We start from the raw sequence: 22,465 nt of genomic DNA on the forward strand, positions 1-22,465 counted from the left end.
CTCGATGCTCTCCTGCGGTCTACGGCCAGAGAGAGCCGTCCAGATCACAGAGGACAGCCTTCTCCCTCAACGCCGCATCTGGAATCCTATGATTTCTTAGAATATGGCAACGGAAGACCCTTTAGTCCTCGTCGCGCCAGGATCTTTCGTAGTAATAATCGTCCTCCTCTTCTATCTGCTGCTGTCTCCTGCGCGTGTCCTCCTCTTCTTCCTCCTCTCGCCTCCTGCGCTCGTCCTCCTCGTCCCAGCGCCTTTGCTGTTCGAGTCGGTCATAGTAATCATCGTCGTAGTCGTAGTCGTAGTCGTAGTCGTAGTTGTCATCCTCGTAGGAGGAGTACGGGACTCTTCGGCGGTACTCGCGGGGAAGAGGCAGCGGAACGATGGGTGGTCGGACGTGGTGTAGGAAGTGCAGTTCGGGGAGCTGAGCCAGGTGGGCTCGGCCAGAGACGAGGCTGACAAGGGCAACAGCGGCAAAAGTCGCCCAGGGGCCTGATAGCCGGACTGGGGACAGGCCATGCATTTCCAAGATCACAGCGCGTTCCTTTGGCCGTGCCCACACCCTGGTGAAGTCGCGCAGAGGTAGCCGGATCCAGCCGGTTCCCGCGCACGCGAGGATGCCTTCGCTGGTGAGAAGCGTCAGGAAGGTGCCGTGGGTGCGCCAGTGAGCTGCGGAGGGCAGTTCTGCGAAGGTGCGGCGTCGCGGGTCGCCCAGCATGTTGCGGAGGATTCGGGAGGCGTGGATGAGCGTCTCGGCCCCGGGGAGATCCGCCTCAGGGGGAGGGAGCCTAACCTCATGAGACAGCCTCGTGGTGAGGTGGACGTGCTCGCCCGGACGAAGAGGAGTTCCCGGAGGGGCCTGTACGAACGGCATCGGTCCGCCCTTTAGCAGAGACCGGTAGAGCAGCGATGCGTTGTGGAGGGATATGGCGTCCTCCGGATGGATTCCGGGTGAGAAGAGTCCTATTTCGCTCACTCCTCAAAGTCGAGAGTGCCGTATCCGGCACGGCGGGCGTGCGTGCGAAGGTCGGAAAGGGTGACGGCCGAATCCGGTTCGAGTTGGCGGCAGACGCGTTCGAGGAACTCCTCGATGTCCGCCGTGGTGCGCCGGGTCGCCGTGGCGTAGGCCAAGGCCCGGTTCAAGACGGCTTTTGTTCGGGTCGGGGTGTGATCGCACCACAGTTGGAGGACATGGCTGCGGGGGGCCACGTAGGAGCCGAGCATGGAGAGTGAGAAGTCACCCTTGCCCCGGCTGCCAGTGTTCTGGTCGGTGTATCGGGAAGGTGGGAGGGAGAGCCGGAAGCTCTGGTCGCTGGCCCGGGAGAGGGACCGCGGGTCGATTCCCCGCTCGCGCATCCATTCCTTGAAGTGATCACGGGGGCTGTCGCTGTCGGCGTCCTCCAATACGCGGGTGGCCGTCGGCCAGGAGTTGAAGATCTTCTCCAGGTGATGGTCGCGCAGGTCGGTGACGCCGGAGTAGACAAGCGTCGTGAGACGTTCGCGGTCGTAAGCCCTGATGGCGTAGAAGGGCAGGAACGCCCGGCTCACTTCGAGGACCTTGAGGTTCAGCAACTCGTCGGGCAGGTCGTAGTCGCCTCGGTCAGGACGGGCGGTGAGTTCGCCGACAGCGTTTGGGCGGAAGCCACAGGTCTCGGGAAGGAGGCGGAACGCCCGCTGGGCGTGGGCCGCGTCCCGGTCGAGTATCCGGACGCCGTGGGCGTAGTGTGCGGTGCGCAGCGGTCCGCACCGCACACCGTCGAAGTAGAGGCGCAGCCGCTCCTCCTTCTCGGTGTAGCGGCGGTCGTCGCGGACCGCGCGCAGCCCCCGTTCGGTGAGGACCAGATGATCGCTGGTGCCGCCCAGATGGCCGATGCCGCCCAGGAAGCGCAGCACCCGATCGACCATCTGCTCGGTGACGCCCAGGAACTCGGCGATCTGCTGGCGGTCGGTGAAGCCGGCTTCGGCGATGGCGAGTCCGACGTAGCGGTCCAGTAGATCGAATGGGCCGCGTTCCTCGATCGTGGCAGACAGTTCGGCGCTGTGCAGGGGGAAGGCGAGCGCGTGGACCCGCAGCGGCCGAATCCCTGGCAGCGCCGCAGCGTGTTCCACGGCGCGGGCCTGGGCATACAGAATGTCGGCGGATGTCTTGCTCATGAGTCTTCCCCGAGGCGGCTCATGACATCGCGGTAGCTTCGCAGATCGCCTTCCTGCCGGACGTGGTGGTGCAGGGCCTGCGCCATATCGCGGAATCCCGGGTCTGTGGCGTTGAGGAGCGTGGACAGGTCACCGACGAGGATCAGCCGCTGCTTGGCGCGAGAGAAGGCGACGTTCGAGCGCCGGACCTCCCGCAGGAAGCCGATCTCCCGCTGGGGGTTGCTGAGGGTGAACCCGAACAGGATCGTGTCGTGCTGGCCGCCTTGGAAGGAGTCGACGGTCGCGACCCTGCGGGCGACCGCGTCCTCGTCGCCGATGCTCTTGGACAGCAGGTTGGTGACCAGCCCGATCTGGGCTGAGTAGGGAAGGATCACCGCCCAGTCGTCGGACCGGGAGTGGTAATGGGCTGCCAGCAGCGTCAGGAGCCGGGCCTCGGCTTCGTTGAGACGGCTGTCCTTGGGCCAGGTCTCGGGCGGGCGGGGCTTGCGGTCCCGTCGTTCGCGCTGCGGAAGCTCCGCGGTGTCGATCAACGCCATGGGAGCGGTGAACAAGTCGTCGTGGTGGACCCGTCGTACGTCGCTCTGGAGGAAACCGCCGTAGAAGTGGGCGGAGATGAACCGGGCCAGGGATTCTGGCATCCGGCGCTGGTAACGCAGTACCTCCTTGTTCTCCTCGGGCAGGGAGGGGAACAGCGTCTCGAAAGCGCTATGCGTGAGGAGTCTCGTCAGCTCGGGCTCGTCAGGGTGCTCGGCTAGTGTCCAGTTGACCAGCCTGGTGTCGGGCAAAGGAGGTAGCTGCACATGGTCGCCCACGAGCACGGCGCGCTGAGCCCGGACCAACGGGACGAGCAGGTCCGCGGTGCTGATCTGACCCGCTTCGTCGACGATGGTCAGGTCGAAGCCGACGTCGTCGAGATGCTCGCTTGTGGCGCTGCCGATGCAGGTGGCACCGACGACGTCGGCGTATCGCACCAACTCGCCGTAGAGTTGCTCGGTCCGTCTGTCGAGCTGAGCGCGCCAGGACGTCAGCAGATCCAGTCTGCGTCGCATCAGGGCGAGCGCCGAGCCCGCGGCGGTCTGGAAGGTCGCCAGACTCGTCGGGTCCGCGGTGACGGTGGGCAACTCGCCTTCGAGCAGGTCCCGCAGGGGCACCGTGACCTGTGCGGCCCGTTCGGCGCGCAATCGCTGCTCGGCCAGGGCGCGGTCATGCGCCTGGCGGACCGCCACAAGCTCGGGATGGGTCGCACGGAGTCGGTCCATCTCGGCCTCGACCAGGTTTCGATCGTGGGTGATGGAGTCGAGCACGCGCCGGACCGCGTCGACCTGGGTGCTTGCTGCGGCCCGGTCCCGCTCCAAGCGGACCGCCCTGCGGCGGAAGAACACACCGATGAGGGGGAGTCCCGCGATACGCCGGGCTCCGCCCAGGGCGTGATCGAGGCGCTGCAACTCGTGGACATGACCGGTGAGCACTTCTTCGTGTCGTTGGCCCGCTTCGAGTAGGGAGTCCATCCGCTGCCCAAGGTGACCGGTCACGGCAGAGTCGCGTTCGGTCACAGTGGCGGCGCTGCGATGAACGTCCGCTGTCGCCTCCTCCAGACGGCCGAGATCGGCTGCGAGCTGGCGGAACAGGGCGTCGGCCGTGCCGTCCGGGGCGGCGGAGCCGTAACGTTCCAGGGAGGGTTCGGTCCGTGCGGCTATCAGCCGCTGAAGCTCGACCGCGCGGGCTTCGAGCGTCAGTCGCTCGCAGCCCGGAGTTATGCTGTCCTCTCGGCCGACCCGCAGGACGAGCAGATCGTCCGGCAGGTCCTTGAGCACGTTGTCGACGGCCCGGTTGGTGTACGAGGAGATCAGGACCTTTCGGCCCTGGATCGCGCACGCCAAGACGATCTGCCGGATCGTGTGCGTCTTGCCAGTACCCGGCGGCCCCTGGATCAGCGCGAGGTCGGGCACGGCCAGCGCCTTGTGGAAGGCCCTCAACTGACTGTCGTCAAGGGCCTCTGTGGGCGGCTCCCCGCCGACCGGGACGAAGCGTTGGAACCTCCGATCGACCAGCGAGGTCAGCAACAGGGGATTACGTGAGCGGCCCTCACGCAGGATTTCGATGGCCTCACGCTGCTTGTCGAAGGTGACCAGGTTGGGGGATTCGGTGAGGGCGCCTGTCTCGGGAATGCGGGCGAAGTCCACCGGCCGCTCGAACCGGACCTTGGCCACGCCCTCGTCGATCCGCTCGACTCGGCCGCGTAGGTCGGGTTCGCCGTCGATATGGACACGAGCACCGGCTGTCAGACGGTTGGCGTCGATGAGTTGGAAGGAATGGACGGACCGGGCGGATCTTCGGGTCGCGGCGACCGAGGTCACCCTTCGGTAGAGGACGCGGGGACCGGAACCGCCCGCGGCCTCGATGCGCCGTCCCTGGTCAATGAGGGTCGCGAGCCGGTCGAGATAGCGGACGTGGGCGTTCGGGGTGGGCTCACCGGCGGTGGTCTGGCCGGAGGTTCGAGCGGCCCATGCCGCCTGGACGGCTGGCCACCCGGAGAAGTGGCGCAGTTCGCGGGGGTGGTTGTACACCCGCCAGCACCCGGCGTGCAGAAGCAGACCGCCTCGGACGATCTGGTCGTGGTCGTCGAAATGCATCGGATGGATGCCACCGACCCAGTAGCCGCGCTGGTCCCTGGTGTGAAAGATCCGGAGGGCGTAGCGACCGTCGATGTAGATTTTGAGAGAATCGCCGCGGCCGTCCCGGCCGCGTTCCAGGCGGGCCGGAACCAAGTCTTGCGGACCGATCCCCCACAGATCCTGGCTGATCCCTTCCAGGCCGGGCAGCAGAGGGTGGCGTTCACGTTGCTTGAGTAGTGTGCCGGGGAACTTCGAGGACCGGACGAGACCGGCCTCGGGGCCGAGTTCGACGAACGTACCTTCCATGCTCTGCTCCTTTGAGTCAGGGACACAGCCCCATGGCGAGGTCTTCAACGCTGCCGCGCTCTTCCGGTTGGGGGGAGAGCGCGCGGCCGAGTGCTCGGGCGAACCTCTCGGTGACGGCAGGATTTAGGACGGAGGCAGAGACGAGAGGGACGGGCAGGCGTCCCGTCACGGTCAGATGGATGAGTTCGGCCAACCGCTGGACGTCCTCGGCGGGTTCGGCATCGCCCAGCACCGCCTGGCCGGTGTCTCGCAGGAAGAGCCGCCCCTCGCGATCGGTCATGATCGAGTCCAAGCCGAGGTCTCCGTGGGCCAGCCCTCGGGAATGCAGGGAGGCCAGCCCGGTGCAGAGCCTGCCGAGCCCGGCCCCCAGGACCCGCACGGCCTCGGCTTCCCGCCCCCGTCCGGCGTAGAAGCCGCCCATGGTCGTGTGGGAGGGCACTTCGATGATCACTACGGCAGATCCGGGCGCGGTCTCGGCGGCGAGAAGCGGCGGCAAGCCGGGGAGCCCTTCAGCCAGGAGATCTGCTTCGGCGATCAGGATGGCGCGCCGTCGCTCGGACTCAGGGTCGGCCGTGCGAGCGGCGGACCTCAGAATCCAGGCATGGCGGCCGTTGAGGGCAAGAGCGAACGCTCGGGATATGACCGCCTTGTTGTCGGCGGACCATTCCTCCTCGGGATCGCCCACGATCCGGTAGGTGACGTCCCCCGCCTCGACGGTTTCACCGAGGCCAAGGAACTCCTCCTCAGGAGGTTTCGTAGGTTCTGGCCAAGTCCTTAGGACTGCCACCCACCCCTCGTACTCGGCCTTGATGGCGTGGAGATCTACCTCGGGCCATAGGCCCGGCTCCTTGTCCACGGTCTGATGACAGCTTGGACACAACAGGATGAGGTTGTCGATGCCGTCGATCTCGGCAGGCCTGGCCGCGCTGCTCCGAGGCCCGTTCGGGGAGTGGGGGGCGATATGGCCCATTTCGCCTATATGTCGCGAACCGCCCGCTATGTCCAGGGGTCTGTGGCATAGAGTGCACAGCCTGTCGGTGGCGTCGAAGAGCGCTCGCCGTGTCTTTGGGGGGATTCGTCTGCGCGGATTTCTCGCCACGCGAAAGATGATAACGACGCCCTGTTTCGAAGGGGGCGGAAGGTCCGTTTTCTTCGGCGGGTTGCCGTGCTGAATTATCTATATCGGGTCGGGCCGTAAATGGGTGGTTTGGGCGTGCTCAATGTCGTCGAACGGGAGGGCGGCGTTCCCATCCTCTTGAGGACCTAGGCAAGTGCTTTGTCGGAGGTATGGGTGCGTCTGTTACCGCATCATGGAGATGCCTCGCCGATGGCCGGGGCCGGGGATGCCCGGGGGGCAACGGGTCCGCTGGGCCTTGTTCGAGTCATCGTCACTCCATGGGGACCGGCTCATACAGAATTCCTACGGCAAGATGGAGTTGCCGCTCTACAGCCTCGGTGAGGCCGGGATCGTCGATGACCACTCCGAACTCGACGTTGCTGTGCTCCGCGCTCCGGGAGAAGTTCGCGCTGGTCACGAGGAGCAAGCGGTGATCTACCGCGATGAGTTTGGCGTGGTTGCGCACCATGTCTCCGTCGAATTGTTTCGTCCGTAGGACGACTCCGGGGTGTAGATGGGCTGCCACTTCGGCGGTGCTCGGAGAGCGCGAGCTCGATCGTTGGTCGGCTGCGGGGGTGTCGAGGTAGACACGGACTTCGCATTCCGGGCGGTGCGCCGCGCGCCTCAACGCCTCCCAGAGGCTGGACGACCGTTGGAAATTGAAGGTCGAGCAGGTGACCGATTGGCGTGCGCTGTCAACGAGGTGCGCGACGGAACTGGTGAGTGGTCCTGACCTGGCTAGATGCCCAGGCATCGTCCAGAGCATGTCAAGTGAGGTGAGGACCGACCGGGCGCCTTCGATCGCTCTTAGTAGCGCGATCATGTGTGCTCGACCAGGGAGCCCCGCTAGGAGCCCGGTCTCCAGGAGCGATCGGACCTCGCGGCGGCGAGTCGCACTGACGACCAGAAGAGCGGCTGCCATGCTCTCGCCGGCGGTGAGCCGGTCGGCTATGCCACGGGCCTCGGTACCGGTCAGGAGCGAACCGAGACGCCTTGCCGCTGCGGGGTCAATCGGCACGTCCGAAGAAGCCAAGTCCGCTCCCGGGGAGGTCGATGAGGAATCGGCGGTCGAGGAAGCGGTTGGCGCGCTCACAGGAGGTCTCCGAGGCCATGACGCAGCAGTGACATGCTGCACCGTGGAGGAAGTCCTCCGGATCCTGCGGAGTACGCGTCGCGCAGATCGGATCTGAAGAACAGCGTGCAGCGCGGTAGAGGGCGTTGGACACCACTCGTTGGAGTTCGCCGGGGTCGCTCAACTGGACGAGACCGCCCAACGTTCCATCGCTGTCGGAGGCCGTGGTGCAGATCAGCAAGCCGGCCGCCGCGGCGTGTTCATCGGCCTCCGGCCACGCGTACAACCGCTCGCTGAGACTGGCCGCGGAGTACCCACAGGTCATGGCCATCTCGCGGATCAGCACGTGGGCGAAGGTGTGAACAAGCCAGTACCGAGGGGGCCGCAGCCGGTCATCCGGGTTGATGTACTCTGCCGTGTCCGAGAATCGGCGGCGGAAGTTCCGATCGTGTGCGGCCCGGTGAGCCTCCCAGATCTCCGTGTCTTTGATCGCGGCTTCCCACTTGGCCACGGCCCTGTCGTCGAGTTGTAGAAAGATCCCCTCTCCTCGGTCCTCGGTGGCGACGGTCCAGGTTGGGCGAGGAGACCGCGTCAACGGGACGAGGCGGCGCTGTAGATCGCCTACACGGTCGGTTGCGTCGATGCGAGTGAACCCGATCAGCGCGTTGACCTTGCGCAGACGCTCGACCGCGAGCACACGGGTGATCTCGTTCGGCAGGTCGGGATCGAGGCCACGCTTGGAGAGCGTGAGGCCGCTGGAGGGGTCTTCGACCCTCGGGCCCGGAACATCCCGTTGCAGGTAGCGCCATTCGGGGAGAAGCAGGCTGACGACCGGATCCCAGGCGCGCTGACGCTCTTCTTGCTCTGGCTCGGTCGGCGGAGGCACCGCCGCGGCCGTGACGACCTCGGCGAGTTCGTCATCAGACAAGCCGGCGACGTCGACTTTGCCACCCAGTACGTCGCGCAGGGTCTCCAGGTCCTTGCCATACTTTGCGAGCTTCTCCTCGCCGAGCGCTATCCGGACCTTGTCGGCCAGATCGCTGTGGCCTTCCTCAATGGATTCGGCGGGCATGACGATGACCGACTGGGTGGCAGGGAACCAGAGGTTCGAGGCGCCCACCAGCATCAACCTGGTCTCGTGGCGGCACCCTCCGGGCTTGAACGCGTCGAGATGGGGATGGCGTCCACGGCAGCGCGGCAGCTTGGCCCGAGCGGCCTCGCCCTGGGCTTCGTTCATGGGTCGCCGCTGGTCGCACGACCCGCAGTGGATGACTGCGGACGCACCTTTGCCCGCCATCCGGTCGACCATTCTCAGGCTGGGGAACTCCGCCTGAGAACAGGTCCTCCCATGGTGGACCCAGAGGTCGTAGGGGAATTCGTCAAGATGCCCGTCGATACAGGCGAGGAGATATCGTGCCGGCACTGCCGTGCGACGGGTGTTCTTCCCTGACGTCCTGGCGCCCGGCCGCCCAGGACACCGAACATGCTCAAAGCAGGCAAGGTCGGGGCGGAACGGATGGGTGTTGCGGTACTCGAACTTGGCGAGAGGGCCGAGCATGTCGCAGCCGGTGCACCGAAGCCATTGCGGGAAGACCCTCGCCGGCACACCCAGATCGCTGCCCTCCGTTGACATGCTTGTCTTCTTCGGCTGCCACGGGAAGAACCGGAGGGTGATGTCCTGGGACTTCAGCAACGTGCCCACAGCCCGGCGGAGTCGTGGCGCCTGAATCTCTTGGGGCTCGTCACGACGCCTCCATATTCGATCCCAGTCGTCGAAACCCGAGGGCATGATCGTGAACTGCGGTAGATCCATGATGGCGCCGGGGCCGTAGGTGTAGAGCAGTGAAGAGGGGCGCCCAGAGCCGACTTTGGCCCGATTGTGCTTCTGACCTGTGGAAGCGAGCCGTTCAGCGTCGCCCAGGGGGTCGACTGCGTTGGACTCGTCGTAGAGGAACTGACCCTCGGTGAGAGGTTCAGCGGTCATGACTCCTCCTTGAGCGCGGTGAATTCCCACCCAGGGGCGTCGTGGGGTTCGGTGAAGATCAGGTTCTCCTTGATCGGGCTGACCAGGAGATTGATCTCCGGCTGCACCTCACGCATGGAGTTGGCGACGGTGAAAGGGGGAGCGTTCTTGCTGACCCTCGCCGCCTTGACGTTCTCGGCACTGATCATGAGGGTGTCGAACGCGGACTTGTCCGAGACGCGTTCGTAGGCGAGCCGTATCTGATGGTTCGCGAGGTAATCGCGCCGCTTCTCCCACTGATCGCGTCGGTTGCGCAACTGCTGCCTCGCCCGGTCGGCTGAGTCTTCGTCGGATGCGCGCTCCACCCGCTCGACCAGGGCGTTGATCAGCTGCTCAGTGAAGGCGTGCTCCCGCACGATCAGGCCCGCGCCCTCCTCATGCGACAGGCTGTCGCGCTGCGCGGCTTGCCGGACTCGCGCTGCGCTGACGAGCAAGCCGTCCAGGCCACGCTCCAGAGAGGTGACCGAGAACGGGGTGACCGACAGGGCTTCCACCTTCGCGTAGAAGGTCTCGTGGTAGTGCCGGAACTGCTCGAAGTGAGCGAGGTCGCGAGGGCGCGCCCAGTTGCCCAGAGAGACCACCAGGCCCGGTTTGCCGGCGGAGCGGCCGACGCGAGAGGACGCCTGGATGTACTCCGCGGTGTTCTTCGGCTGACCCACGACGAGCATCAGACCGAGCCGCGTGACGTCCACCCCGACCTGGAGCATGGACGTGGCCAAGATCGTGTCGTAGGGGTTCGCCTCGCGGGTCGGAGCGCGCTTGCCCGCCTGCCGCAGCGCCCGCAGATTCTGCCTTCCCTCGGCGGAGTCGAAGGCGACGTCGAAGGGGACCGCCATCTGATCCAAGGTGCCGGTGATGTCGGAGCTGGACACTCGCGAGGTCAGCTCCGCGGTATGCAGGGACCCGTAGTCGGTGCCGAAACGACGTGGGAGCGGCGACCAAGGACGACCCTTGGCGAGAGCAGTCTGGATGTCGTCGCCCAGGTAGCGGGCCATGCCGGCGAGTTCGCGTGTTGAGCTGAAGTAGCCGACCAGGGTCATATAAGGGTCGGCGGCGGCACCCGCGACGTCGAACAGAGCCTGAGCGCCCGCCATGAGGACTTCCGAGACGCGGATCTCCGCCGTGGTCAGCCGGACCCCGGTGGTGCTGATGCCGATGTAGCGTCGGCCGGGAAAGAGCTCCGAGACCGGTTCCTCCTTGGAGAAGAAGGTCTTTCCCACGTCGAGGACCTGCGGGGGGAAGATCGTCATGCCACGTCCGTAAAGCGCCCGGACCTGATCGGACGCACGGCGGGCGGTTGCGGTCGAGGCCACGACGAGGGGACGAACGGGATCGCCGTGTGAATCGCGCCAGGCGGCCATCACGTCGATCGCGACCTCGAAGAGCCCCACGGTCGTGCCAAGAGCGCCGGTGATCAGATGGAGTTCGTCTTGGATGATCAGGTCCGGTGGACGCAAACGCTCGACCGGACTGACGCCTTCCGGGGGGCGGCCCTCCTCGGACGGGTGTTTCCGGCTGTCGGTGATCTTGCAGGACTGCGAGTCCTGATGGACGTAGCCGTGCCTCAAGCACCGTCGGGACACGTAGCCGAACAGTGATGCGGCTTCGCCCTCACGGGCCAGGCGGGCGAACTTGTCGACCGTCGCGATGAGGAAGGACGGAGTGAGCCGGTAGATCTCTTCGTCGACGGTGAGGACCGGCAAGCCTTCCTCAACCGTGCCGCCCTCGGCGAACGGGCATTCCGCCAGCTCGTCGCTGCAACGCACATGGATACGCCGCGTGGCTCTTTTGGCCTTGACGGTGGACGGGCCGATCTTGTTGCCGCACCAGGGGCACCGCTGGATCTGGAGGACGGTCACACGGTGGCCGGAGCGATCGTTGGCCTTCTCCAGCTGTGTTTCCGCTTCACCGTAGTTCTTGGGGCTCACATCGGTACCCACCCACAGACCGATACGGAAAGGCTCATCACCCCAGACCTCCGGAGACGCCAGCCGCGCCAGCTCCGCAGCGCACACCAGCGCGGCGGCACGCTGAAACTGCTGCGCCGTGAGAAGCCGCAGTGTGTAGCGCATCAGCACGGCGACACCGGAACCACCGTTCAATGGGCCATCCGGGGTCTCCAGCCGTCCCTGCCGACGGCGGATGGCGAACGTATAGGCGGCGAGTCCCAGGTACGCCTCGGTCTTTCCACCACCCGTCGGGAAGAACAACAGCTGTGCTTTGGCCAGGTCGCCGGAGCGGCGGGCAGATCCCGGATCGGTCAAAAGCGGCAGCTGCATCAGGATGAAGGCGAGCTGGAACGTGCGCCATGAGTGCGCCCGGGACGGATCTTCGCCGAGTACCGCTGCTCTTGCCGCCTCGATGCTCAGGCTCGGGTTCTTGGCTCGGAGCTCTCCGATCTGCGTGTGCACACGCTGGTCGGCCATGACCCTGTTCATGAACCGGAAGCAGAGGAGGGCGTCTTCGTCGCGGAGCAGGTGCTCCAATCCCTCCGAGAGCTGTTCCTGTACCCCGCGCGCGTCGTCGACGGTATCCCGGCCGACCCTTCTGAGATGTTCGGGAAGGGACTCCGTACGCCGCTCTTCCGCGTCAAGCCACCTCGCATAGCCGTCGACGATGGGTGACAGACCGGAACGCAGCGCCTCACGGCTCGCGACGGCCAGCTCGGCCATGTCGAGAAGGGCCTCGCTGATCTCCTCCGCGGTCGTCTGCGGCGTCTGGCAGGTCGGGAGCCAGGTCGTCCAGACCGCACTGGCGCGACGGGCGCCGTCAGCCACCTTCCAGTCGACCGAGCAAGTACGGCCGACCGCGAACTCCAACCGGTCGCGGTACTGCAGATTCAGCCGCTCCAGCTCCTCATCCGTCTCACGGTAGGTGTCCTCCATGGCATCGGAGACGGGGAGGAAGACCTCCTGGCCGTGGGCGGTCACTGCCAACCTGGTCTGGTACAGCCAGGCTTCGACCGGAATCTTGCGGGGCGTCTCGCGATCGTTGCACAGCGCGATCTCGATGATCAGACGACGGTGCTCAGGGTCGTCGTGTCGGTCGACCCGGAGGACGATTTCGTCCTTCAAGGGGACGCTCTTCGTCACCCCGGCTTTGAGGTCTGCCACTGCGATCGATACGGGGATCTCGATCGGCGTGCGCTTGTACCTGCGGCCACGGGACCCGTCGGCGGCCGCGGGATCCACCGGAACGCTCTGGTACATGCCCCATGAGGCGGTGACCGTGAACGCCGTGAGGTCGTGCGGAACCTGGAACCGGAGCCCCATCGAGGCCGGAATCATCAATCCGCGCTGTTGCGGCTGGTCCTCCGTCCCACCGTCCTCGGACGAGGAGGCGGTCGGCACGCCTCTGCCTTCGTCCGCGTCGATGGCGTCGCCGACGTCTGTATCCGCTTCGTCCGAGTTCGCGGAGCCGGGGTCTGTACGTCCGGCCGCGAGCTTGAACGGGGCGATGCGGCCGACGAGGTAAGCCGCATCAGGAGGGCCGTCAAGGACCTCCTGCGGGCCGCCGATCGGTCCGAGGAGTTCGCGTTCGAGGATGTCGACCAGGTTCTCTCGAACCGTTCGCGACCCGCCGTCCAGATCGTGGACGAAGGGATACGGGGTCTGATCTGCGAAGCGGGGGACGGTCACTCCGGATGCTCCTCGCAAAAGTTCGATCGCGGCCCTTCAGAGCACCCCGATCGGATTCCTGAGGAGTGTCCCGCGACGGCTCATCTGACGCTATCGCGGGAAAGTGGCATTTCGGACTGAAATCGCCATGTATGTACGCCGCTCCGTTCCATCGTTGTACTTCGGAGTTGCGGCGTCTGTGCTGGTCTCAGGCGGCGAGGGCTCCGGGAAGATCACGAACAACGTCCTGGAAACGATCGTCGGCTACGGCCGCGTAGCCGGCTGTCGTCGCCGGAGAAGCATGGCGCATGAGGCGTTGCGTCATCAGCAGGTCCTGGCCGGAAGCTCGATAGACGGCCGTTCCGAATCGATGGCGCAGCTGGTGGTAGCGCATCTTGACGCCGATGGCGGCAGCAGCACGCGAAATCGAGCGGGAGACCTTCTCCGGACGGAGGTCCGGCCAGAAGCGTCCACGACCTTCACGATCGAGGGCTGCCAGCACCACCGGTGGCACGGGGATGACGTCGGTTCTGCCTCCCTTCCCGACCACGCGCAAGACGGTCTGTCCGTCGCCGGTTTCATGCAAGTCTTCGGCACGGAGCTTGGCCGTCTCGTGAGCGCGCAGGCCGCAGAACGCGCCAAGCAGTACCCAAGCCTTGTGGTCGGGGCGACGCGTTGAACGGAGCAAGTCCCTGAGATCTCCCTCGGCAATCGGATCAGGCGTTGATCGAGGAGCAGGAGGTTTCCTCAGGCCCTCGATGAGGTTGTTGCCGAGCCACCGCCCGAAGGAAGCGAGATGGTTGAGGTAGGTCCGACGAGTCCAGTTGGTGAGCGAGCGAGAGGAGAAGTAGGTCTGCACGTGGTCGGGCCTGATCGCATCGGGCGGCAGGCCGAAGTACTTGGCGATGGCCTTGATGCAGTTCACCCGGGCACGGATGGTGTTGGCCGCATACCCGTCGGCGCGCTGCGCCGCGATGTACCTCTCGATCACCATGTGAAAATGGTTGACATCCTGTGCATGAGATGTCAACCAAGGAGCCACCATCCGATCGCTACGGTATGTATGTTAAGTCCTCTTGGCTACTAATTTAGCATTAAGCGGCTTATGTCCGTTCCTAGTGGTAGCTCGCGTTAGCAAAACCTGCATACCAGTCTTTGTTCGAACAGGACAGGTTATCAGTGAGACAGTTGTCGTATTTTCCAGCGATGATATTTCCGAACTCGCTCTAATTAGCAGTGGAATACATTATCTATGGGCAAGCACCTGGGGGTCGAGCCTTAAAGGAGACCTGCGTTACACTCCGTCGGATGTATATGAAACATTTCCATATCCACAGATTTCTCTATCGAGTGAGCTATTTACCCCGGGCTTGGATCTGGCCAATATGCGATCCGAGATCATGTCTGAGCGCCGGATTGGCCTAACAAAGCTATACAATATGCTTCATGACCCGAGGGTCAAGGATGGCGATATAGAGAATCTGCGGCATGTGCATGATCGGCTAGATATGGAAACTGCAAGGGCTTACGGGTGGGGCGATCTCGACCTAGAATGGGAGTTTTTCCCAGGAATGCACGGGATTCGCCGAACCTTCCCGAAGCCTATTCAGAAGGAGATCCTAGACCGCCTTCTTGAGCATAACCATCAGACGCATAGCCAGCTCGGCTAGCTGTTCCCCTCCGAGGCCTCCCCTCTGGCAGCCGAAACTGCGACCCAGAGGAAGGTGGTCATCTCTCTGCAAGTTCGAGCTTGTAGCGCTCGTGATTCAACTCCAAGAGTCGGTCGAGAATCTCCGATTTTGCGGGGGCCTGCAGGCCAAGGAAAACCCTCTGTCTCGATTCATAGAAGCCATGCTGGATATCCAGGTCTTGCCAACCATACGCATTAGCAATTGCGCGGTCTATCAGCTCATGAACCTCTCGAATTTTCTCGATCCCCGCCTCGGCCACATGAGGGTTATGAACATGGTTGTAGATCTTTGTTAGCCCCTCGCCGCGCTCCATCATGGCTTTCGATCTTATTCTATAAAGCTCTGCTCCTAGATGTGAGACCTCTGAGTCGAGGTGCGGTTTGGGTAGCGTCTCATACACATCAGACGGGGAATAGTTGAGATCGGCCTTCATTGTTGAAGAATTCCTCCACGCCCACGCGCTGTGGAATGAGCTGGACATAAATGCAAGATGCTCATCCCCGTCGACCGAAAATATGCCAAGCTTATGGGATAGGACCTGGCGGTTTGAGGTCCATGTAGGCATGAGTGTCTTGCTGACGAGAGCTACCACTAGGACACGGTCAAGATCTTTTATGGCGTCATAGAGCTTCGGAGCACGCTCTGCGTACTGCCACCAGCGGTCTCGGCGAGCAGGTCGGCTGTTGGTTGCGCGGACGGGTTTCACGAGGCGTTCGACGATGTCGAATACTTCTGGGTAGCTCCGGGCCCGCTCTTCGGACCAGTCGTGGAAGTTGATCACCCAGCGGCTCGCGGATGAGTCTGGGCGGGAGTTGAGGTCCTCGCCGTTGAGGTAGGGGAACAGGACGTCCTTGTTCCGAGGGTCACGCTCGATCAACTCCTGCGCCTGCTCAGGCGGCATGACGAAGCCGGTCCCCAGGACGTAGGAACCGATGTAAGAGCGGCCCTTGTTGGCTACCAGCCGGAACGGGCGGCCCGTGACGCGGGACTTGCGGTCGAGTGAGGAGGTGATGCCGGTGACAGGTTCGTTGTCGAGGACGCGGACGGCGCTGGGGTCCGCGGGCCTCTTGCTCGTCCACACCGCGCAGTATTCGAGGGCTGCTGATGCTGACGGCCAGCGTTCGCTCTTGATCGCACGCAGGATCTCGACGCCGCTCTCGGTGATCTGGTCCAAGCCGACTTCGCGGGTATCCCCCTGGGCCAGGGTGTTGGTGGCGATCAAGCCCGAGTATCCGCGGGGGGACAGGAGTTGGTGGGTGCGCAGTTCGAAGTAGGCGACCAGGTCGGCGCTGCCCTTGCGGCCGTTCGCGATGGTGTTGACGAACCAGTCGCGAACATTGGTGCCCATGGCGCCGGTGAGCTTCTGCCCACCGAGATATGGGGGGTTACCGATGATGGCGTCGAAGCCCCCGCGCTCCATGACGTCCGGCACGGCGAGTATCCAGTGCAAGGGCTCCCAACGGGCGTAGTCAGTGGCGACTGTGGGGGTGAGCCCGGCGGAGACGAGCCCGTCGAGCATCGCGAAGTCTGGCTCACGGTCATCGGCTGGGTAAGCCAACCCCACCGCGATGCGCAGGTTCTCGTACGCCTCGGTGAGGCTCTTGCCGGCTTTTCCTCCGAGCCGCAGGCCGGCGGCGATGATGCCGTCCGCGACGTTCGCGAGCTGGCGGGTGAGGTCCTGGTACTCGCGCCACTGCCGGCGCTTGGTGGTGGCGGACCGCTGTGGGTCATCGTCGTTGACCTCGGTCGCCAAGTTGGTGCGCAACCGGCTTGCACGCGCGAGGACGCCGTCGATGTCGAGGTGACGGATCGCGTCGTTCCCCGCGCCGAGGTCGAAGAGGGGTGCCGCTTCGGCTTTGGCAGGCGTGATGTGCAGCGCTCGGAGCTGTTCCGCGTCAGTCAGGCCGAGGAGTGAGTTGCCGTGTAGCACCTTGTCGTCGACAAAGGAGAACGGCAGTTTCGGGTCAAGAGAGACCAGCCACAGGGACAGCTTGCACATCTCCACGGCCATGGCATTGATATCTGCGCCATACAGGCATCGCGCGACGACCAGCCTGATCGCGTGGACGTAGAGGTCATGCGCAGCCCCGGTCGCCACGCGCTCGTGCCTCCATGCCTCGACGAGCCGGGCAGCCAGGTACCGGGCTGCGGCAACGAGAAACGCGCCAGAGCCACAGGCGATGTCCGCGATCTTGAGGTCGAGTATGTCCTCGGAGGAGACGAGCTCCCATGCATCGTGATCAGCTGTCTGATGAGGTCCGGGATTGAACACGAGAGGTTGCAGGGAGTACGTGACGACCTTTTCCGCCAGGTCCTTGGGCGTGTAGTGCGCCCCGGCATTGGCTCGCGAGGGAGTCTCGGTCAGGAGTACCCCGCCGGGCTCGACGACGAAGGGCCGATTGCGCAGGTCTCGACGGATGATGCCGATGAACGGCCGTAGGCGATCGCGTAGACCTTCATCGGCGGTTGCCGCGCGTAGGGCGCGTTCGACATCCTCGACGAGGTGGTTGTCGCGGATCGCCTTGGTCAGCGCCGCCCTCGAAGGGGCGCTGGCGGCGGGCTGGTTCACCTTGGTCCAAGCGAGGAGCGCCTCCGCCATGGCCGCTGGCTCGACGTTCTTGGAGGCGAGTGCTTCGAGTTCGGTCAGCGAGATCTCTGGTTCCTCACCGAGCTTGCCGACGAGTCCTACGACGACCTCGTCGACTTCCTTGCTCGTATAACCGAGAAGGCCCTCGTAGATGTAGCCGATCTGCTCGACATCGATGTCTCGGAAGGAAATGCGTCGGGCCGGCTCCCCGCGGAGCTGGGCGAGCTGGACCGAGCGAAGCACCTCAAGCATCACCAGGTCGCTCACCGTGATGGCGAGCCTTCCACGAGGCGTGCGATCCATAAGGAACGGGAATCGGTCGGGATCGAACAACGAGCCGCCGTAGGAAGGCAGGCGCAGATCCTCGAACGAGGCTCCCTGGGAGAGAGCCAAGGAGGTCGAGAGAAGCCTGTGCCAGGTGAGGTGGGTGTTGTCGAGGGACTCTCTGCGCTCGTCCTGCTCGCGTCGCTCAAGACGGTCCAGTTCACCGCTGATGCCATAACCCATCGTGAACAGCTCGCTTTGGGGAAGCAGGCCGCGTTCTTCGGCGAAGAGGAGGAAGACCACCCGCATCATCACCGTCACGGCGGCCTCGTAGAGCTTCCCGCGATCCTCCGGGAGAGGATCGGGGTCACCGTGTCGGACAGTATCCAGGGCGGCCTCTGAGAGCGCCTTCACGAGCAGTTCCACGGCTCGCCGGACCTGAACGCCGAGCGCCTCGGTGACCTCTTCCGCGGCGGCGACGGAGTCGCCGAACAGTTCAGTGAGCCGATCCTCGGGCCGACCTCCGAGCAAGCGGCGGAGGCGGAGGAGCTCAATGAAGGCGTCGCGGGCACGAGTCTCCTCGAACCACAGATGCGCGTCGACGACGCCCGAGGCGAGCATCGTGTTCTTCCGGGCGCTGACGATCGCCCACCATCGGCCGTCGGTGACGACTCCGATCGGAGCCCCCGCCTGCCGTAGCAGTTCTTCCATACGGTCGATCGGGCTGACCGCCCAGCCATCGTTGAGCGGATCGCGCAGCGAGTCGACAGGTTCGACGACGAGGACCAGCGCGCCGAGAAGCTCACCACGTGCGAGAACCCCCGTCGGTCGGACGGTGACTCTGTGGTCGGGTGAACGAACCCCCGCGGCGAGCCCTGCGAATGATGTTCTGGCTAGATCCGTCGCATAGTGGTCACCCCAGCCGAGGACGTCCCGCAGGACGAGTTCCACCCACGTATCGCGGGCGTCTTCGTAGCGATCGCATGATGCCTGGTCGCTTCGGTGAAGGTCCCACGCTTCCCAGGCATTCTCGAACGCGGGTACGGCTTCGCGAAGCAGAGCTGCTTGGTCCGAGCCCAACTGGGGAATGCCTTGCGGCCAGACCCGAGCGAGGATGGGAGGGGAGAGGAAAGGGCCGTCGGTGTCGACGAGTTGCAGCCAAGGCCGGTGGAGGTCGGAAGACCTCGAAGATCCAGAGAGCTTACGCTTCACGACCAGGTCCTTCCTGATTCCGCGTCGGCCGGGGTCAACGAGAAGACGACGGCAGCCGCGGACACGTGCGGCTTGACGTCGGCGTATCGCTCCTTGATCACGGCGATTTCCCGATGCTCTTCTTCCTGGAGACTCGCCAGACGGTCCTCCATGGCGCGCAGGTCACGACGGCGCTGCGCTTGCTGTTCGTCGGTGAACAGCTGCTCTTCCTGCGCGCGGATCTCCCGGGCCAACCTGCTGCGGGACTCGGAGAGGTTGACACGGAAGGCCGCGAAGATTTCCTGCGCGCGGACGATGTCCGAATCCCTCCGCGCGTGCAGGGCATCGGTGACCCGGCTCTGGTGGGACTCGGCGCGACGTGCCACCGCGGTGAGCAGCCGCCCTCTCAACCGAGACTCATCCGCGCTCCAAGCGGCGGAGAGCGCAGCTCGAACCTCTGCGTTCGCGAGCACCAGATGCTCGGAATCCAGTGCCTTGTCGAGAACCTCCTCGACCTTCGCCTCAGCCATCGCCTGACCTCGGAGACGTACTCCGGTGAGGAAGACCTCCTCGTGCAGGCGTAGGCCTCCCCGTCCGACCAGGACAAGGCGGGATACGGCGGCTACGCACGATTGCGGAAGATCGTCCACCACCACCGCCGTCACGCGGTGAACTGGCGAATCGACCCCGAACAAGGCGCCGCGCAGGAGCCGGGCTGACCGCTGCATGAGCGCATGGCCGAGGTGGACGTGCACCAGATCAGTGCGCCCTCGTGCTGCCTCGTCGTCGAAGGTGATCGGCCGTAGAACGCCGGGATGCAGACGCGTGTCCAGGCCGTCGAGCGCGTGCTGCCACGACGGCCCGAGCGCCGGGATCGTGAACACCTTGGCGTCGGTGCGCTCGTCGTCGATCTCCTGAAGCGGAGGTTGGGCAGCGAGCTCCAGAGCGGTGTCCACCACCCGCCGGGCGTTGCCCGGCGTCAGGTGCATCTCCAGCTTGCGCTCGCTGTATGTGCGCGAGAGTTCGGTCAGATGACGGTTGAGCTCCATGCCGCCGGCGAGCGCCCGGGTAATGATCGCGTCGCCACCAGAACGATCTACGGCCTTCGCCTTGCGCGCCCCGGTCGGGCTGAAGTGCTCCTGCAACTCCGCGTCGATGACCTGGTTGACCGACCCGAGATCCTGCGCGACGCTGCCGACCTTCTCTGCGATCCGCCGCATGAAATCCATGTCCGCGGCGTAGGTGGTCGATGTCGAGTTCGGTTGGAACTGGTAGATCTCAGGCGGATGCTCCTGCCCGTAGCGGTCGATGCGGCCGATCCGCTGTTCCAGCCTCGAAGGATTGAACGGGACGTCGAAGTTGATCAGCCGGTGACAGTGTGCCTGGAGGTCGATTCCCTCTCCGGCGGAATCCGTAGCGATAAGTACGCGAACGCGCTCTTTGCCGGGATCTTCGGTGAACCGGGCGCGGATCTCCTCGCGGTCCTCCGTCGGCGTCGAACCCTGGATGGACGCGAGAACCTCTCCGTAACCGTGTTGGACGAGGACTCTGCTGATCCAATCCAGGGTGGTGGCGTACTCGGTGAACACGACTACTCGCTCGTCGGTCCACGAAGTGCCGTCTGGCCGGCAGACCTCGTCGATGAAGTCGATCAGTGCCCGGAGGCGTGCGTCCGGGCGATCCTGATAGCCGCGCCCCCAAGAGACGAGAGCTGAGATCTCTTCGGCGGTCGCGGAGACCAGAGGGTCGGAGCGCTTGCTGTTCCGCAAGGCGGTGAACTCGGGGTGATCGGAGTGGCCCTCTTCCTCGTCGGACTGGCCGCTCCCGAGGATCTCCTGGTAGTACTCGTCGTTCTCCAGATCGGGTAGGGAGCCGGCCAAGCTGGACTGTTCGTAGAGTTCCAGCGTGCGGGCGAACGACCACGGGCTCGACAAGAAGCGCTTCTTCAAGAGCATCGCCACGATGTCGCCGGATCGCTTCTTCCCGTTGGCTCGAGCGCTCTCCGCCAGGATGCGTTCCAGTAGCGCGAACTGCTTCTGCTCGTCGGTATCTGGGGAGAACGGGATCGGCTTGAGCAGGCGGGCCTTGAACCCCTTGTCCTTGAGTTCGGTCTTCAGCCGCCGCACCGTCACCTCGCGGAGCGCCCGCTCATCGAGTAGGGCGCCCCGGGTGAACCGGCGCCCGTCGATCATCTCCAGCAGCGCCGTGAAGGACTCCGAGTAGCCGTTGTGCGGTGTCGCGCTGAGGAACAGACGGTGCTCGCACTTCTCCGCCAGTTGCCGAGTAGCGGTCGTGCGCTGGCTGTCGATTGCGTAGCCCCGGCGGCCATCTGCGGAGCTGGGGCTCGCCGGCGCCACATGATGGGCCTCATCGACCACCAGGACATCGAACGCGAAGCGCCGAGCGGTGGCCGTATCCCGCGCGTCGGCGTACACGGAGCGCAGCAGACGCTGCGCGCGCAAGGTGGGCAGCCAGGAAAGGCTGACGATGACGCGCGGGAAGAGCCGAAAAGGGTTGGCGTGCAGCCCATGGCTGCGCCGAACCTCCGCCATCAGCTCCCGGTTCACGATGACGAAGTCCAGGCCGAACTTCTCGCGCATCTCGTCCTGCCACTTCAACGCGAGGCTCGGTGGGCAGACGATGATGACCGAACGGGCTCTGTGCCGCAGCAGAAGTTCCTGGATGACCAGGCCCGCCTCGATGGTCTTTCCGAGCCCTACGTCATCGGCGAGAAGGAGGTTTGTGCGAGACGATTGAAGGGCGCGGCGCAGAGGTTCCAATTGGTAGGCCTCCACGTTCGCGCCACTACGAAATGGCGCTTGGTAGGAGTCGCTGTCCGCTGAAGTGACAGCGCCCCAGCGCACCGCATCAACGAAGGCCGCGAGCCTGTTGGGATCGTCGAAGTCGTCCCCCCGGATGGTCTCCGGGAGTCCCTGATCTGGTGCTACGGTGTGGCCGACTTCCAGTTCCCAGACGACAGAGAGTTCGTCACCTCTGCGATCTTCTTCCAGAGACTGAAGCACGACGACATGTGCCAAATGCGCAGCGCCTTCATCGGCCGGGCTACGGGGCAGGCCCTGGGTGCGCACATCCGTCACGGCCCAGGTGGATCCACGAACGTTGACGACCTGACCAGGATCCGGGACCGGCGACAGGGCCGAACCTTTCTGCTCGCGCGGACGCTGTTCGGCCCAGATCGTCATACTGCGCTTTCACCTTCCCTGTCAGCCGACCCGGCGGAACCACGACTCCGAACGTGGCGCCCCGACGGTCGTTGAGCTAGTGCACCCCTGCACGAAGCCCGTTCGGCCATCAGCGGTAAGGACTGCCGCCCAGTGGATGAGCTGGCAAGAAGGACATTTCGTGACGGACTACGGGCTTCTATGCGCTGTTCTACCTTGCCGCCGCCGTTTTGTCCGTCAAAACAATGAAACGCGGTACATATGGGGATGTGCTAGGTCAGTGCGTTTTGAGATTCGGACTATGACGCTTGCAGAGCCAGGCGGTTGGCAACCGCGCGAAGGGCTGATGGGGGGAGTGGTGTTGTTGCTGGTGGGAGCGCATCAGATGTTGAAGTGCTGTGGTGCGGGTTGATTATCTGGGCATTTAAGGATATATTTCCTATAGATTTTGGAGTATCCGAAACGGTGATCCGGGGGCAGGGTCGGGTGGATCGCGGCTGCCCAAGACGGCCCGTTACTGCCGGCTCTCTTGATCGCGCTGTCTTCTGCTTGCCGGCAGGCGACTGGACGCCGGTATCGGCGCCTGTTGGTAACCCATTGAAGAGCCGTGGCAGGTGGCCGCTTGGGAGCGCATTGGGAGCGAGCGGCC

General features: G+C 64.5%; 11 protein-coding genes. 1 reads left to right on the top strand and 10 read right to left on the bottom strand.

Going from position 1 to position 22,465, the window contains the following annotated elements:
* Positions 1-121: 121 nt before the first annotated feature.
* From R9X44_RS04590 to R9X44_RS04625, 8 genes are all read right to left on the bottom strand, one after another.
* Positions 122-973, bottom strand: a complete 852-nt coding sequence (locus R9X44_RS04590) for a hypothetical protein (protein WP_319812672.1) — start codon at positions 971-973, stop codon at positions 122-124.
* A complete protein-coding gene (locus tag R9X44_RS04595; protein ID WP_319812673.1) occupies positions 970-2,151 on the bottom strand; it encodes a hypothetical protein in 1,182 nt (393 codons plus the stop codon). The genes R9X44_RS04590 and R9X44_RS04595 overlap by 4 nt, the downstream gene beginning before the upstream one ends.
* Entirely contained in the window at positions 2,148-5,072 is a 2,925-nt protein-coding gene (locus R9X44_RS04600; RefSeq protein WP_319812674.1) for a DEAD/DEAH box helicase, read from the bottom strand. The genes R9X44_RS04595 and R9X44_RS04600 overlap by 4 nt, the downstream gene beginning before the upstream one ends.
* 16 nt (positions 5,073-5,088) lie before the next feature.
* Positions 5,089-5,928 carry a hypothetical protein gene (locus R9X44_RS04605; protein WP_319812675.1) on the bottom strand — a complete coding sequence of 280 codons (840 nt, stop codon included), beginning with the start codon at positions 5,926-5,928 and terminating at the stop codon, positions 5,089-5,091.
* A gap of 532 nt (positions 5,929-6,460) precedes the next feature.
* A complete protein-coding gene (gene drmC, locus R9X44_RS04610) occupies positions 6,461-7,282 on the bottom strand; it encodes a DISARM system phospholipase D-like protein DrmC (protein WP_319812676.1) in 822 nt (273 codons plus the stop codon).
* Positions 7,197-9,245 (bottom strand): DUF1998 domain-containing protein, encoded by a 2,049-nt coding sequence (locus R9X44_RS04615; protein ID WP_319812677.1) that lies wholly within the window; start codon positions 9,243-9,245, stop codon positions 7,197-7,199. Before R9X44_RS04615 ends, drmC begins: the two co-directional genes overlap by 86 nt.
* Positions 9,242-12,922, bottom strand: coding sequence for a DISARM system helicase DrmA (drmA, locus tag R9X44_RS04620; RefSeq protein WP_319812678.1), 3,681 nt, complete (start codon positions 12,920-12,922; stop codon positions 9,242-9,244). The genes R9X44_RS04615 and drmA overlap by 4 nt, the downstream gene beginning before the upstream one ends.
* 187 nt (positions 12,923-13,109) lie before the next feature.
* On the bottom strand, positions 13,110-13,895 hold the full coding sequence (locus tag R9X44_RS04625; protein ID WP_319812679.1) for a tyrosine-type recombinase/integrase: 786 nt from the start codon (positions 13,893-13,895) through the stop codon (positions 13,110-13,112).
* 124 nt (positions 13,896-14,019) lie between these two features.
* Between R9X44_RS04625 and R9X44_RS35690 the strand changes: the two genes are divergently transcribed.
* A complete protein-coding gene (locus R9X44_RS35690; RefSeq protein ID WP_413774899.1) occupies positions 14,020-14,571 on the top strand; it encodes a type IIL restriction-modification enzyme MmeI in 552 nt (183 codons plus the stop codon).
* A gap of 58 nt (positions 14,572-14,629) precedes the next feature.
* Here R9X44_RS35690 and R9X44_RS04630 read toward each other — a convergent pair whose 3' ends face one another.
* Together R9X44_RS04630 and drmD are read right to left on the bottom strand one after the other, a co-directional pair.
* Positions 14,630-18,655 carry an Eco57I restriction-modification methylase domain-containing protein gene (locus R9X44_RS04630; RefSeq protein WP_319812680.1) on the bottom strand — a complete coding sequence of 1,342 codons (4,026 nt, stop codon included), beginning with the start codon at positions 18,653-18,655 and terminating at the stop codon, positions 14,630-14,632.
* Positions 18,652-21,837 (bottom strand): DISARM system SNF2-like helicase DrmD, encoded by a 3,186-nt coding sequence (gene drmD, locus R9X44_RS04635; RefSeq protein WP_319812681.1) that lies wholly within the window; start codon positions 21,835-21,837, stop codon positions 18,652-18,654. The genes R9X44_RS04630 and drmD overlap by 4 nt, the downstream gene beginning before the upstream one ends.
* Positions 21,838-22,465 lie beyond the last annotated feature (628 nt).

This window comes from Actinocorallia sp. A-T 12471, assembly GCF_033875155.1.
Taxonomy (GTDB): Bacteria; Actinomycetota; Actinomycetes; order Streptosporangiales; family Streptosporangiaceae; genus Actinocorallia.

What these genes read in the sequence shown, in the direction of transcription:
- R9X44_RS04595 (WP_319812673.1), bottom strand. Translation starts at nt 2,151, where the DNA reads ATGAGCAAGACATCCGCCGACATTCTGTATGCCCAGGCCCGCGCCGTG.
- R9X44_RS04600 (WP_319812674.1), bottom strand. Translation starts at nt 5,072, where the DNA reads ATGGAAGGTACGTTCGTCGAACTCGGCCCCGAGGCCGGTCTCGTCCGG.
- R9X44_RS04615 (WP_319812677.1), bottom strand. Translation starts at nt 9,245, where the DNA reads ATGACCGCTGAACCTCTCACCGAGGGTCAGTTCCTCTACGACGAGTCC.
- R9X44_RS04625 (WP_319812679.1), bottom strand. Translation starts at nt 13,895, where the DNA reads ATGGTGATCGAGAGGTACATCGCGGCGCAGCGCGCCGACGGGTATGCG.
- drmD (WP_319812681.1), bottom strand. Translation starts at nt 21,837, where the DNA reads ATGACGATCTGGGCCGAACAGCGTCCGCGCGAGCAGAAAGGTTCGGCC.